Origin of the sequence: Tumidithrix elongata BACA0141 (assembly GCF_036349135.1) — a bacterium.
Classification (GTDB): Bacteria; Cyanobacteriota; Cyanobacteriia; order Pseudanabaenales; family Pseudanabaenaceae; genus Tumidithrix; species Tumidithrix elongata.
On record NZ_JAZBJZ010000004.1, the window covers coordinates 18,235 to 31,756 of the forward strand.

Genomic DNA, 13,522 nt, shown 5'->3' on the forward strand with positions numbered 1-13,522 from the left:
TCAATATTTAAAAATTGTTACATATCCTTAATGGATAACACGAACATGAAAAATCCAAAGGCTCTGAAAAATCGGTATCGAGCTTATTTTTGGCGTTTGCCCCTTTACTTAATTTTGCCGCTTTACTTAATGGGCTGTACGCAACCCGTAGTGTCTGACGCTTCTAAGCCTAGCACTCTACCTGAACCTAGTGCTAAACCCAATCTCAATACAACCACAAAACCCAGTTCAACCCCTACACCCCCCGCATCTAGTAAACCCCAATTGCCCCAGCCCAACCCTCAACTGGCACAATCCCTACCCATTACTGCCAAAGCTGAAATTGCCGGACGCACCGTACAACTAGAAGTCGCCCGCACTTTTGCCGAACAAGCCAAGGGGTTAATGTATCGCCCCGCTTTGCCCGACGATCGCGGCATGTTATTTCCCTTTGACCCAACTCGGCAAATCGCCTTTTGGATGAAAAATGTACCCGTCGATCTAGATATGGTGTTTCTGTATAAAGGGGAAGTGAAAGCGATCGCGCATTCCGCCCCGCCCTGTGTGGCAGAGCCCTGTGCAATCTATCCCAGCGAGGGCGTTGTTGCCGATCAGGTGATCGAATTGCGCGCAGGTTGGGCAATGCAAATGGGTGTAAAGGTAGGCGATCGCATTGTGGTCACCCCGTTAACACCCTAGCGATCGCATATCAAAAAAGGTAAAACGCATGGGCAAAGTATTCCCACAATAATTATTGGTTTTCAGGTTCCTTAACTATATTCTGTCGGTCTTATTGCGAATAGAGCGAAACGACAAGAGTAGACCTAAAAACAGTAAAACCCTCTCAATGAGAGGGTTTCGATCATATCGGAGCGACACGATTTGAACGTGCGACCCCCACTACCCCAAAGTGGTGCGCTACCAAGCTGCGCTACGCCCCGAAACCTGCAAAAATTGCTGGCTTATTATTCTAGCAATAGATTGTCCCATCTTTAAAGATCTTTAGCAAAAAATTTAGCGCATCATAAATTCTAAGATTAATTTCACTGTTGGTCGAGCCAAGCCAAGTGAACTAAAATTCAGTGGCGACTTGAATGCATTCCAGAAGTTTTTGAGTTTGCTTTGACTGTAGCTAAGATTTTGGCATTCGAGAAAAATTAAGGATTTAAGACTAGAGGCGATCGCGGAAAGCGTTTCATCAGTACCTGTACCTGCTCGGCGTGATAGGAACTGCGGGTGAGCGGAGAAGACACGACCTGCAAAAATCCCATGTTTTCGCCCTCTATGCGCCACTGCTCGAACTGGTCGGGATGAATAAATGCTTGCACGCCTAAATGCTTTTGGCTGGGCTGTAAATATTGCCCAATCGTGAGAATATCGCAATCAACCTGACGTAAATCCTGCATCACTTCTAGAATTTCTGCGCTGGTTTCGCCTAAGCCCACCATCAGCCCTGACTTGGTATAAGTCCAAGGTGCGATCGCTCTGGTCTGACGAAATAATTCCAAAGTACGCTGGTATTCCCCTTGAGGACGCGTGCGCTTATAGAGACGCGGCACAGTTTCAGTATTGTGGTTGAGCACATCGGGACGTGCCGATAAAATTATCGCCAAGGCTGACCAATTACCGCACAGATCTGGGATCAGAACTTCGATCGTAGTTTGTGGCATCACTTGACGAATCTGCTCAATGCATCGCACAAACTGCGATGCGCCACCATCGGGTAGATCGTCTCGATTGACAGAAGTAATGACAACATGTTTAAGCCCAAGACGTTGTACGGCGATCGCTAAGCGATCGGGTTCAGTTGGGTCAAGAGGTTGGGGCTTTTTCTCAAAGTCAATATCGCAGTAGGGACAGGCGCGAGTACAGGCTGGCCCCATGATTAAAAATGTAGCCGTACCGATGTTAAAACATTCGCCAATATTGGGGCAGGATGCCTCTTCGCATACTGTATTTAGTCCCAGATCCCGCAAGGTTTCTTTAACGCTACCCACCCTTTGCCACTGTGGGGCTTTGACACGTAACCATTCGGGCTTGACTACCATAGATTTTCTTGATTGCGATCTTTGAGAAATGACAAAAAGCGGCTGTACTACATCTATTGTACAGAGCCTGTTTCATTGTACATATTCTCTCTGAGCATAGACTAATATCTCAACACCACCTTCAGCAGATTTATAAAGGATTGTCCACCCCACTATCTATGAATCTATCCACATTTTAGAGATCGAATGTTTAAGTATCAATTGCGAATGTGCGAAGTTCGCATCAGCGATCGCTTGATAATTCGCAAATAGCTTAGGAGTGGAAACTGATAATAGTCGGCGGCGATCGCGAGAACGAAGTATAAATGACAGATAAACGTTAGGATAGTCCACACTAAAGGAACCCAAGCGAGCGATACATCAGGCTCTGGTGCAAAGGCATAGGCTGAGAGTGCCATGATTGTAGTTGGGAACACGACCAGTGCAATTCCTGCCAAGCCTAAACCCCAACTGAGTTCAGCAAGTTGGCGGTTGGCATTTTGCCAAGTATTTCCATTCCATTCCCACACCAGTGACGCGTTACTATCTGCCATCTTGAGCGTCTGTTGTGGCGGCTCGAAGATAAAAATGTGATTGCAAAAGTTACAGCCGAGTGTATCCATGAGCGGCATTGTGGCAATTTCACCTCGCCAACACACAGGGCAGGGATATCGACGATCGGCATTAAACTGTGAAACTAGATATCGCGATCGCGCCATAAAGCAATTTTCGCAAGCCAAGATAGTTTATATAGCTACATCAAAGCACAAAAAACCCAGCATTGCTGCTGGGAGGGTGTATCTGAGATGGAACAGTTACACTATTTACAATAGGGCGCGATCGCAGGCTAAGCATCCCCATCTTGGTTCATCCAGTTGGGCGATCTATATTCAGATGCTGGTCAACCGATTGCTCCCACATAAAGCTAATAAAACGTTTTGGACTCTTTTACAATAAAAATCATGCGCTGGATTTTCTCATTACTCGCGATCTTTCTGCTGACTTTTGGTATGGCTCATGGTGCGATCGCGCAAACCCAAACTCCGCAATCCCAAGATGCCAAAATCCCAGTTCAAATCGCAAAGCCACTCAGCAAAGTAGAAATGCAGCAACTTGAGGATCTGGCAAAACAAGCCTTTGCTGCCACCAATGCAGGGGATTTCCCCAAGGCAGAATCTTATTGGACAAAAATGATTGAGAGTTTTCCTGAAAATGCGGCAGCTTGGAGTAATCGCGGCAATGCCAAAGCCAGCCAAAACAAACTCGAAGCTGCAATCTTGGACTACACCCAAGCTATTAAGCTCGCCCCGAGTGCCACCGATCCCTATTTAAATCGCGGTACAGCGTTAGAGGGGTTACAACGTTGGCAAGACGCGATCGCCGATTACGATCGGGTTTTAGCCTTGGATGCCAAAGACGCAGGTGCTTTCAACAATCGCGGCAATGCTAAGGCGAGTTTAGGGAAATGGCAAGAAGCGATCGAAGACTATCAAACCGCCACAAACCTAGACCCACACTTTAGCTTTGTTCGTGCAAATTACGTGCAGGCACTCTACCAAGTCGGAAAAACCGACGAAGCGATTAAGATGATGCGCAATATTCTGCGTAAATATCCCAACTTTGCCGATGTGCGTGCAGCGCTGACAGCAGCATTGTGGCAGCAAAATAAGGCAGGTGAAGCCGAAAGCAATTGGGTATCTGTAGAGTCCCTCGATCCACGCTATCGAGATTTAGATTGGGTAGCAAATACCAGACGTTGGTCTCCAGCCATGACGACAGCCTTAGAAAATTTTCTCAAGCTGCAATAGTTGCCACAAGATTTCTTGTCATGTATGTTTTTCTCAGCTTTGCGATCGCTTTATGAATCTCATACAATAGCGGCTGTTTGGGAACGAAAAATCTCATGCCCAACGTCTAAGCGTTGCATCAGCTTTTCTTAAAAACAAGAAAAATTTCCCTAGGTGCAAAGCGGCATGTTTTAGAGCTAGAGGATGCCGATTGGACGAAGGGTTTGGCGCAAACAAACTTAATTTGATTTGCCCCAAAACTCTGTTCCCAAACGCAAGTTAGGGAACTAACTTTAATTGCCTGCGATGTTTACCAAGCCTGATTTGGAGCAATGAACGTAGACTCAAGTCCAAGGAAAATTGACTTATTTACGGCTACTTGTCTCGTAGTAGCCAATACGATCGGTGTAGGAGTATTTACTAGCTTGGGCTTCCAAGTTACGAGTATTACTTCTGGCTTTGCTTTGCTGGCACTCTGGATTGTGGGTGGCATTTTTGCCCTATGTGGTGCGCTTTGCTATGGCGAACTCGCCTCGGTTATGCCGCGATCGGGAGGAGAATACCATTACCTATCAAAAATCTATCATCCGATTGTCGGCTTTTTGTCCGGCTGGGTATCGGTAACGGTAGGATTTGCAGCCCCGATCGCGGCGGCGGCGATCGCTTTAGGCAAATATTTCAGCCATGTAGTGCCTAGCATTGATGCGAAGGCAACGGCCCTGATTGCCGTTATAGCGATTTCCCTAATTCATACGCGGAATATTCGAGTGGGTGCTTATTTTCAGGGGATTTCGACCACCCTCAAGGTAGCGCTGATTTTGGTTCTGATCGCCTGTGGTTTTTTAATTCAACAACCGCAAAACTTGAGTTTTCTGCCTTCTGCGGCAGCTTTTTCTGACATTTTTAGCGCGACCTTTGCCACTTCATTGGTGTTCGTTACCTATGCCTACTCAGGTTGGAATGCCTCGATCTATATCGCCAATGACATCAAAAAACCAGAAAAGAACATTCCTTTCTCTTTACTGCTGGGGACGCTAGTGGTTTTGGTACTGTATGTGTTCTTAAACTTTATCTTCCTGTTCACAACTCCCATTGGTGAATTGGCTGGGCAATTAGATGTGGGTTATGTCGTTGCTAACCGCATTTTTGGGGCTGCCGGCGGCAATATCATGAGTTTTTTGATTTCTTTTGGGTTGGTCTCAAGCATCAGTTCGATGGTTTGGGCGGGACCAAGGGTGACGCAGGTAATAGGAGAAGACATTCCCCTATTCAAATTGCTATCCAAACGCAACCAGTATGGAGTGCCCCTTTATGCCATGCTCTTGCAGTTGGCGATCGTCATCTTTCTAACGATTAGCTCTTCCTTTGAGGTTGTGATTACCTATCTCGGTTTTACCCTGACGCTCTCCTCCTGCATTACGGTTTTAGGCTTGTTTGTCCATCGCCTCCGATATCCCGATATCCTTCGTCCTTATCGGACTTGGGGCTATCCATTGACACCCCTGATCTTCCTCGCCATCAGTCTGTGGATGTTGGTCTTCATTTTTCGCGATAAGCCCGCAGAGTCCCTTGCTGGGTTAGGAACTATTTTATTAGGAATTCCGATTTATCTATGGGGAGCGCGGCAAAAAGCTCCCATGCTCGATTCTACTGAGATCGAGTGATAGTCCACAAATTGTTACTATTTGCAAGAGGTTTAATAAGTATGGTAGAGCCCCATGTTTCGCGATTCCTTTCAGGACGCGTCCCGCCGCTGCTGATGGCATTTCTCGGTTTGGTCATGTCTTTGGCAGGTTGCACGGAGTCGCAACGTCAAAACACTGCTGTTACGAATGCACAGCCAACTCCATCAGCGCAATCGAAACCAACTCCTGTAGAGAGCAAAGCTCCTGATAAACCCGATCTGCTTGCCAAGTTCGATCGCGCGGAAGCCGAGCGGCTGACAGATACAGCCAAATTTATTGCAGGGATCAAGTTAGAAGACAAAAGTAAGCTGGCGAGATTGACGAAAAACGGAGCTTGGATAGAGTACAACAAATTTTTTGAGGAGGCTTGGAGCAAGTTAGAAAGCCAACAGCTTTCCCCAATTAAGAAATGGTCGAGTACGGAACTCAAATCTCTCAGCCAGACCAGTAAACCGATCTTTTATCCATTTGCGGGGCCTGATTTCCTCTATGCCTATACCTTTTTTCCCAATGCCAGTAACTATCTGCTGATTGGCTTAGAGCCAGTGGGGAAATTGCCCTCCCTGACTACCCTCTCTGACGACGAGATCTCTCAGAAATTACGCGAGATGAATGGTGCAATGTTCTCGCTCCTCCAGTTCAGCTTTTTTCAGACTAAATCGATGCAGGTTGACCTAGCAGACAAGGGCACGCTACCCATTCTATTTGTGTTTTTGGCAAGAACCAACAATCAGATCTTAGCGATGGAATATGTTGGTATGGATAAGAATGGCGGTCTCAAGACTTTCCCCGATGGAAACATCGATGAAGCTTATCTTAAAGGGGCAAAGATCACTTTCGTGCAGGCTGGAAAATCCGAACCGCAGTTTCTATACTACTTTGCGATCGACCTATCTGACGAGGGCTTTGAAGCCACACCCGCACTGAAAAACTTTGTGGAAAAGAATTTCAAAGAATCGATTACCTATACCAAAGCAGCGTCTTATCTGATGCATTATGAGAACTTCTCGCAGATTCGAGATCTCGTATTGGCGAAGAGTAGCGCGATTTTACAGGATGACTCAGGCATGCCCGTCCGTTTTTTTGAGCCCAAACAGTGGAATTTGCAGTTTTATGGCACTTACACAGGCCCGATCGCACTATTTGCTAAGGAGTATCAAGATGACCTTCGCCAGATCTATGAAACAGGCGCAAACGTGAAGGCGCTCAATTTTGGCATTGGCTATAAGTATGGGCTCAACGAGTCAAATTTGATGCTAGCCACCAAAAAGAATTAGGATTAGATTAAAGAAAGACGATCGCTAGTTTAGAGGTACTTGAGATGAGAGTACAGCGAATGCTTTGGTTGATGCTCCTTGCCATTTTGACCGCGATCGCGGTTAGCCAGTTCGCCGATATCAAAGGATCTACATTGTCTCCCCTGTTGGCGCATACATCTGCCGCATTATTGCGAGTCGAACAAGCTATGCCCTCAGCACAACAAGTTTTGCTGGCTTCGATGCCCAATCCAGCCACCAAATCAGAGGCCAAATCAGAACCCATATTGGCATCAAAATTAGAACCCAAATTCGATCGCGTGGGCAAGTATGCCACCACGATCCCTGCCAATGGCGATCGCGCCGATGTCTACTATCCGATCGCAACACCCAGCAAGCCTACTCAGGCGATCGCAAGCAATTCTAAGCCGACCTTTCCCGTTGCTCTGTTGTTGCAAGGCTTTAATGTGGAAAAGTCGGTTTACTCCAAGTTTGCAACCCAGATCGCCAAACATGGTTTTGTCGTCGTACTGCCCAACCACTATACGAGCGTGCGCGGTCAACGCGAACTGTTCGCACAGGTAGGAGAAGTGCCCGATGTTCTTGCCTATGCGCGCGCAGAGAACCAGAATCCTAAATCGCCGCTAGCGGGTGCGATCGATGTCACGAAACTCGTCTTAATCGGCCATTCCCATGGTGGGTTTATTGGCATGGATGCAATTCGTAATGCCTGCGATCCGCCTTGGTGTGTGGGAACCTATTCGCGTCCACCAGAACTACTGGCAGGCGTCTTTTATGGTTCAGATTTGTGGTACGACGGCAATTTTATTTCGATTAAAAACGATCGCATTCCCATTGCGTTTATGGTCGGGAGTAAAGACAGTTTGATTGCCGATAGCGCCGTAAAGAGCACCTACGATATCGTGCAGACACCGCCCAAAGCTTTTGTCCGCGTTTTGGGCGCTAATCACTACGGTATTGCCGATCGGGACAATCCCTCTGGTTCGCCCAAGGAGAAAGCCCGCCCTGAGATCGACCAAGAAGCGGCGATCGATACCATTTCACGGTGGGCAGCGGCATTTTTGCGCGCCTATGCCACCGATGATGGGGTAGCGATGGACTATTTAAAAAGTGGTGCGCGCAGCGATCGCGGCGTCAATGTGCTCTGGCAGGGCTGAGCAATCCCTATTTGCCTGAATTCTCGCCAGATTAAGGTTTGAGTTCTTCGCAAGGCGGCAGAATGCATCCCCAATAGGGGAATCGCTTTTCCCAACCATACCAAGCCGTAAGAATTCTGAAAAACGCTCGCTAAGAGCTTTTCATCGTTTAGGTTAAGATAAAGTTAATCTTGAGGCAACAAACCTCTTTGCTTAGGAATTTAACTGAGGTATGCAACTAAGTCGTAGGTTACTTGCCCTGATTGGAATTGCTTGTGCGGTAGGTATTTCCGCGCTCTCATCGGTTTCGCTATCAACAGGCGATCGGAATACGTCCCTATCTTCCACCTTAAAAAAAGATCCCTTAAAAATCCTCAAACGCACAGGCGGCTGCCGCGATGAGGTCTTAACTTGCCTTTCGCAAGCAGGGTCGCGTTGGACGCGATCGACACAATATGCCCTCGTGGCAGAACAGCAACAGTCTATGCTGGCGCTATCCAAAATCGACGATCTAGCTGCCAGCAGCCGCAAGCACATCACTGCGGATGCCTATGCCTTAGAAGTTAAGCATTCAGAATTTTTAGCCCAAATTGCGACAGAAAGTGGGTTGTCCTCCAAGACCATGATTACGGTCTGTCAATTAGGCGGCGAGTGTCGCCATTTGAGGGGCAACCAGCGTTTAGACAATCCAGCCAGTTTGATTAAGGTTCCGATCGCTTTGTTACTGTTGCATAAATCGGATGCAGAGAATCTCAGCCTCAATACCAAAACCTTGGTTTCGCCCGATAACTTTACTGAAGACAAGAGTGATATTGGGGTTGGCGAGGAACTGCCGCTCAAGACGCTCCTGTTTGAAATGATTACCCATAGCAGTAATATTGCCACCAATCAGTTGATCGATTACCTCGGCTGGGATTACATGAATCGGACGCTGCACGATCTCGGTTACCCATCGACAGAAGTTAATTTTAAAGTTGTAGGCGAAGAAACCATGCCTGCCGACCCAGGGAATGACTCAAATCGGTTGACGAGCGATGAGCTTACCCAGATCATGCTAGATACCTATAGTTTCAAGTATGCGAGTGCCTATCTCTTGGTGGAGGCACTGCGGTTGCAGTCCGATCTCGATCTTGGTTTTGCCGCATTGCAAAACACCCCCGCAGAGTGGTTGGGTGAAAAAACAGGACAAACTTCGGACGTGCTAGGAACAACCTTAGCCATGCGCATCGCGGAGAAAATTTATATCGTGACCGTAATTGATGACAATACAGGAGGTGAGGAGGGTTTGCGAGATTGCATTCATCGCATTGCCCAATATATTAGCGATCGCGAAAATTTTTAGCGCCATGCGATCGCGATCGCATCGTTGAGATGACTCGAAGCACCTAACCCTTTTCTTTTGCCGCATATATTGAACTCAATCTTTGAATGAAATAATCATGAACGAACCTTCTGAGCCCAAAAGAGTCAAGCAACCTCCACTGCTTTTTGATGAGACCCAAACAATAATTGCAAAGCTAGAGATACTGACAGGATACAAGATATTAGCTTACTGGACTTCTGCGCGGGGTGGTGTCTGTTCAAACGACGTTCTAGCTTTGTATGAAGTTTTCAAAAAAATAGGACCAGGCGAAAAGATTGCGATTTTCATTAAATCTAGTGGTGGGAATGTCGAAGCTTCACTTCAATTTGTGAATTTGGTCAGAGAATATTACAAGAATATGATTGCCCTCGTGCCGTTAGAGTGCGCTTCGGCAGCGACGATGATTGCCCTGGGTGCCGATGAGATCCAGATGGGGGCATTGGCATATTTAACCGCGATCGACTCTTCGCTAACCCATCAACTTTCGCCGATTGACGAGCTGCATAATCGTAGAGTCAGCGTGAGCCAAGATGAGCTGGCGCGGATTGTGGCATTGTGGAACAGTAACTCCCAAGATGGTCAGGGCAATCCTTACACGGATATTTTTAAATACGTTCACCCTTTGGTAGTCGGTGCGATCGATCGCGCTAGTTCTCTCTCGATCAAACTCTGCGAAGAAATTCTTTCCTATCATATTGAAGATCGAGAGGAGTGCGAACGCATCAGTAAAGTTCTCAATTCTAATTATCCTTCCCATAGCTATCCGATCACGGTCAGGGAGGCAAAGCGTATTGGATTAAAGATTTCTAGCTTAAGCCCAACGGTCAACGATCTGTTAATTGATTTGAACACCTTATATTCAGAGATGGCTCAGAAAGCGATTACTGATTTTAATGAATATAATTACCATGACAATGAGATTCTAAACATCCTAGAAACAATCGGAAGTCAAGTTTATTACCAGAACGATCAAGATTTAGCCTATATGAAGGAAGAACGTCGTTGGCAGTCCTTGAATAATGAGAGTTCTTGGAGAAGAATAGAACTGCTTGATGGTGAGAAGGTCATGTCTCAGTTTCATATCAGATGAGAACGTACAACTACGAAAGATTACGTTTCTATAGATAAACAACCAGCTCGAACGCAATCCAAGGCTAAAATCAATTGATCTACTTTAGGTTATGTTTAATTTACCGTTAGCCCCATATTTTAAGCCTAAGCCAAAGATCGGCAGTAAACCACAAAACCTTTGCTAGCAAAACATTCTAGGAATAATTATATGTCTGAATACCAAAAGATTGAATACCTAATCGGTAAAGACGGCAAGATTACTGAAAAAGTGATCGGCGGCTCTGGTCAAGCTTGCGTTTCAGCAACATCAGGCGTTGAGGCAGCTTTAGGAGAAGTTGAAAATCGCGAGCTACTGCCAGAATATTATGAAGACACCGTAACAGAGTCTGTAGAGGAAAACCAGTATCAAAGCCAGTTCTAGCCTTTGAGAGCGTAAAAATTTGCGCGTAGACTATTCGGCAAACTTTCTACGCGCAAATGCTGGCTGAAAATGAGAGATTTTAGGACTTTAAGGCAGCAATCGTTTTGGCACCTGCAATGCCATCTTCGGGTAAATCCAAAAAGCGTTGAGCATCTTTTACAGCTTGAACGGTCGATGCGCCATAAATACCATCAATTGGACCATCGTAAAAGCGCCCAAAGCGCCCTTCAGTTAATAGTTTTTGCAACTCAATTACATCAGCTTTACTCATGCTATTTGGGTTGCTGCTGGTCGAACCACCACTCGTAGCAGGGGGCTTCACATCTCCACTGTTGGCAGCAACGGGTGTAGCATCGCCGCTACTCGGAGCAGTAGGTTTAACATCTCCATTGGCTTTTGTATCGCCGCCACTGGTAGGAGTCGTAGGTTTGACATCTCCAGTAGTGGCAACGGGTTGAGATGCCCCATCACGCTCTAGTGCCGATCGCGTTTTTACCCCAGCAATACCATCTACCTCTAAGCCATAGAATTTCTGTGCAGCCAGAATTGCGGCGTGGGTTGCGGGGCCTTTAATGCCATCGATCGCCCCACGATAAAAACCTCGGGTCGATAGTAAAGTCTGCAAATCTATAACGGACGAACTACTGACATTCGTGATAGGAGGTGTGGTAGAAGCAGGCGGCGTAGAGGGATTAGAGTCCCCTGACAAATTATAGGGATCGGCTTGGAGTGCGGCGATCGTTCGGGAACCTGCAACACCATCTACCTCTAAGCCGTAAAATGTTTGCGCTTGTAGTATTGCGGCTTCGGTTGCGGGACCTTTAATGCCATCGATCGCCCCGTGATAAAAACCTCGACTCGATAACAGGGTTTGCAAATCGACGGTAGTTGAACTACTAACAGGCGTCACAGGTGTAGGATCGGGCACAGAAGGATTTGAGCTGCCCCCAAGGTCATAGGTATCATTTTGGAGTGCGGCGAGGGTCTGAGAACCCGCGACACCATCCACCTCTAAGCCGTAATAGGTTTGTGCTTTGGCGATCGCGGCTTCCGTTGCCGAGCCCTTAATGCCATCGATCGCCCCGGGATCGAAGCCTCGTCTTGCCAATAGACTTTGCACAAAAGATATATCAGAGGAGGAACTACCTGAAGCCAAGGCTGCCCGAACGGGAACTGTACTAAGGCTAACCACTAATGTACTTGCTGCGAGTCCCGTACATAGGATCGTTTTTGCTGCGCCTGCTGACTCAAACGTTGCATTCAAGGCTGCACAATTTAAGTTAGGCTCAATGTCAATTCCTTGCTCTACTTGCTCTTGTACTAGCGCACCATGGAGATAAGCGTCAAATTCCATACTGATACATCCACTCAGGTAAGGCGATGGTTATATGAATATTTTAGGGGAATTTACATGACAAAACATTAAAGTGCTAGAAAAAGTCATCGATCGCCACTTTTAGTTAAAAAAATTCGTCATACAGGTAAATTCTTCCTAAAATCATCCGCGCCAGCCTTGAGCACGAATTTAAAGTGAATTCAGGTTCTACGCTTACAATGAATTTCGGTACTCGATTACACAGAACGTAGGCTTAATTATGAACGCAGCATTATTACTCGGAGCACTTGTAGTTTCCGTTTTGCTGATTTGGGGATTGCTGAGCATTATCAAAACCACTTTTAAAACAGCCCTATTCGTTGCTCTCGTGGTGTTTGGGCTACAAATTGCTACAGGGATTGGCCCCATGCAGGTATTTCAGCAAGTGGGAAATTTTGCTGGCGGTGCGCTCAGTGGAATTTCAGAATGGTTGCGAAACTGGGGTGGCAACTACAAACCACCCTCAGATTTTAACAAGGGCAAGCAAGCGCTTGAGTGGGTATTACAACAAGCGCTTGCTTCACTGTCGTCAGATTAAGCAATTAACTATCGACTCAACCGCCTGCGATCGCAGGAATAATGCTGACTTCATCGCCATCGCTGAGCGCCGTATTCGCACCATCAAGAAAACGAATGTCTTCGCTATTTACGTAAAAGTTAACAAAGCGGCGGAGATTACCTTGCTCGTCGCAAATACGAGCTTTGATGCCAGGACAGTTAGCCTCTAAGGAGTCCAGCATTTCTTGAACATTTGCCCCTTGACACTCTACAGTGGCTTGATTGTTGGTGAGTTGTTGCAGAGGTGTGGGAATAAGAACTTTAACAGCCATATCGTTTAATAAATTCCGAACAATTAAAACAGGCTTATCGATTATAAACTACTAGCCCACAAGTTCGGGATTATTGAGGTTTTCTTTAAGCGGCAAAAAACTTGATAAATCGCTTGGTAACTGCGAATTGATAGTATTTTTTTAATTACGAATTATCAATTACGAATTACGAGTTGATTTTTGTGCTTTTTTGGATGCTGCCGATAATGCGACATAGTTCTTCTACGTCGGGATGTATGCTTTCAAATTCTTTTTGTGTCAGATAATCGGTATCTTTTAGCAGCCTTAGCCAGTAGCTTGTTTCACGGGCTTCTTTATAGGCTATGGATAGTTTGTGGATAAAGTCAGCTTTTGATTGTCCTCCGATCGCTTCTTCAACATTTGCGCCGATGCTGGTTCCCGATCGTAATATTTGTTTAGACAGCACATATTCTTTTTTTGTGCTTGTCAAATATTGGTAAAGCTTCACGATCCGAACTGCAAAAGCGTAGCTTTTTGTTTGGACGAGGTTATCTTTCATGAGCAATGGAGATGAAAAATTACGAATTACGAATGAGGGAGGGGAATTACG

14 protein-coding genes and 1 tRNA gene are annotated in these 13,522 nt (G+C 46.2%); 9 read left to right on the forward strand and 6 right to left on the reverse strand.

Annotation, left to right across the window (positions count from 1 at the left end; genetic code table 11):
• Positions 1–45: 45 nt before the first annotated feature.
• Positions 46–678, forward strand: coding sequence for a DUF192 domain-containing protein (locus V2H45_RS01760; RefSeq protein WP_330481887.1), 633 nt, complete (start codon positions 46–48; stop codon positions 676–678).
• Between the two features lie 168 nt (positions 679–846).
• Here the strand turns inward: V2H45_RS01760 and V2H45_RS01765 are convergent.
• The 3 genes from V2H45_RS01765 to V2H45_RS01775 all read right to left on the reverse strand — a co-directional run bounded on the left by V2H45_RS01765 (position 847) and on the right by V2H45_RS01775 (position 2,746).
• Positions 847–920, reverse strand: a tRNA-Pro gene (locus V2H45_RS01765).
• A gap of 216 nt (positions 921–1,136) precedes the next feature.
• Positions 1,137–2,057 carry a lipoyl synthase gene (lipA, locus tag V2H45_RS01770; protein WP_408648695.1) on the reverse strand — a complete coding sequence of 307 codons (921 nt, stop codon included), beginning with the start codon at positions 2,055–2,057 and terminating at the stop codon, positions 1,137–1,139.
• Positions 2,058–2,224: 167 nt separating this feature from the next.
• Positions 2,225–2,746 (reverse strand): hypothetical protein, encoded by a 522-nt coding sequence (locus V2H45_RS01775; RefSeq protein WP_330481888.1) that lies wholly within the window; start codon positions 2,744–2,746, stop codon positions 2,225–2,227.
• 231 nt (positions 2,747–2,977) lie between these two features.
• Here V2H45_RS01775 and V2H45_RS01780 point away from each other — a divergent pair, with 231 nt between their 5' ends.
• The 7 genes from V2H45_RS01780 to V2H45_RS01810 all read left to right on the forward strand — a co-directional run bounded on the left by V2H45_RS01780 (position 2,978) and on the right by V2H45_RS01810 (position 10,746).
• Positions 2,978–3,814: a tetratricopeptide repeat protein gene (locus V2H45_RS01780; protein ID WP_408648696.1), complete on the forward strand. Its 837-nt coding sequence runs from the start codon at positions 2,978–2,980 to the stop codon at positions 3,812–3,814.
• 311 nt (positions 3,815–4,125) lie between these two features.
• Positions 4,126–5,457 carry an APC family permease gene (locus V2H45_RS01785; RefSeq protein ID WP_330481890.1) on the forward strand — a complete coding sequence of 444 codons (1,332 nt, stop codon included), beginning with the start codon at positions 4,126–4,128 and terminating at the stop codon, positions 5,455–5,457.
• Positions 5,458–5,498: 41 nt separating this feature from the next.
• Positions 5,499–6,755: a hypothetical protein gene (locus tag V2H45_RS01790; protein WP_330481891.1), complete on the forward strand. Its 1,257-nt coding sequence runs from the start codon at positions 5,499–5,501 to the stop codon at positions 6,753–6,755.
• 44 nt (positions 6,756–6,799) lie between these two features.
• Complete coding sequence (locus V2H45_RS01795; protein WP_330481892.1) at positions 6,800–7,912, forward strand: alpha/beta hydrolase family protein; 1,113 nt, start codon at positions 6,800–6,802, stop codon at positions 7,910–7,912.
• 211 nt (positions 7,913–8,123) lie between these two features.
• Entirely contained in the window at positions 8,124–9,233 is a 1,110-nt protein-coding gene (locus V2H45_RS01800) for a serine hydrolase (RefSeq protein WP_330481893.1), read from the forward strand.
• 94 nt (positions 9,234–9,327) lie between these two features.
• Positions 9,328–10,344: an SDH family Clp fold serine proteinase gene (locus V2H45_RS01805; RefSeq protein WP_408648697.1), complete on the forward strand. Its 1,017-nt coding sequence runs from the start codon at positions 9,328–9,330 to the stop codon at positions 10,342–10,344.
• 189 nt (positions 10,345–10,533) lie between these two features.
• Positions 10,534–10,746, forward strand: a complete 213-nt coding sequence (locus V2H45_RS01810) for a DUF2997 domain-containing protein (RefSeq protein WP_330481895.1) — start codon at positions 10,534–10,536, stop codon at positions 10,744–10,746.
• A gap of 79 nt (positions 10,747–10,825) precedes the next feature.
• On the opposite strand, the gene V2H45_RS01815 is transcribed toward V2H45_RS01810, so the two are convergent.
• Complete coding sequence (locus V2H45_RS01815) at positions 10,826–12,100, reverse strand: peptidoglycan-binding domain-containing protein (protein ID WP_330481896.1); 1,275 nt, start codon at positions 12,098–12,100, stop codon at positions 10,826–10,828.
• Positions 12,101–12,341: 241 nt separating this feature from the next.
• Here V2H45_RS01815 and V2H45_RS01820 point away from each other — a divergent pair, with 241 nt between their 5' ends.
• A complete protein-coding gene (locus V2H45_RS01820) occupies positions 12,342–12,659 on the forward strand; it encodes a hypothetical protein (RefSeq protein WP_330481897.1) in 318 nt (105 codons plus the stop codon).
• A 16-nt stretch (positions 12,660–12,675) separates the two neighbouring features.
• On the opposite strand, the gene V2H45_RS01825 is transcribed toward V2H45_RS01820, so the two are convergent.
• Together V2H45_RS01825 and V2H45_RS01830 are read right to left on the reverse strand one after the other, a co-directional pair.
• Positions 12,676–12,951 (reverse strand): MoaD/ThiS family protein, encoded by a 276-nt coding sequence (locus V2H45_RS01825; protein WP_330481898.1) that lies wholly within the window; start codon positions 12,949–12,951, stop codon positions 12,676–12,678.
• A 166-nt stretch (positions 12,952–13,117) separates the two neighbouring features.
• Entirely contained in the window at positions 13,118–13,471 is a 354-nt protein-coding gene (locus V2H45_RS01830) for a four helix bundle protein (RefSeq protein WP_330481899.1), read from the reverse strand.
• Positions 13,472–13,522: the final 51 nt, after the last annotated feature.

Bases quoted from the DNA above. Each gene is read 5' to 3' on its own strand.
- V2H45_RS01830 (WP_330481899.1), bottom strand. From the start codon at position 13,471: ATGAAAGATAACCTCGTCCAAACAAAAAGCTACGCTTTTGCAGTTCGG.
- V2H45_RS01800 (WP_330481893.1), top strand. From the start codon at position 8,124: ATGCAACTAAGTCGTAGGTTACTTGCCCTGATTGGAATTGCTTGTGCG.
- V2H45_RS01820 (WP_330481897.1), top strand. From the start codon at position 12,342: ATGAACGCAGCATTATTACTCGGAGCACTTGTAGTTTCCGTTTTGCTG.
- V2H45_RS01785 (WP_330481890.1), top strand. From the start codon at position 4,126: ATGAACGTAGACTCAAGTCCAAGGAAAATTGACTTATTTACGGCTACT.
- V2H45_RS01760 (WP_330481887.1), top strand. From the start codon at position 46: ATGAAAAATCCAAAGGCTCTGAAAAATCGGTATCGAGCTTATTTTTGG.
- V2H45_RS01815 (WP_330481896.1), bottom strand. From the start codon at position 12,100: ATGGAATTTGACGCTTATCTCCATGGTGCGCTAGTACAAGAGCAAGTA.
- V2H45_RS01795 (WP_330481892.1), top strand. From the start codon at position 6,800: ATGAGAGTACAGCGAATGCTTTGGTTGATGCTCCTTGCCATTTTGACC.
- V2H45_RS01825 (WP_330481898.1), bottom strand. From the start codon at position 12,951: ATGGCTGTTAAAGTTCTTATTCCCACACCTCTGCAACAACTCACCAAC.
- V2H45_RS01810 (WP_330481895.1), top strand. From the start codon at position 10,534: ATGTCTGAATACCAAAAGATTGAATACCTAATCGGTAAAGACGGCAAG.
- V2H45_RS01790 (WP_330481891.1), top strand. From the start codon at position 5,499: ATGGTAGAGCCCCATGTTTCGCGATTCCTTTCAGGACGCGTCCCGCCG.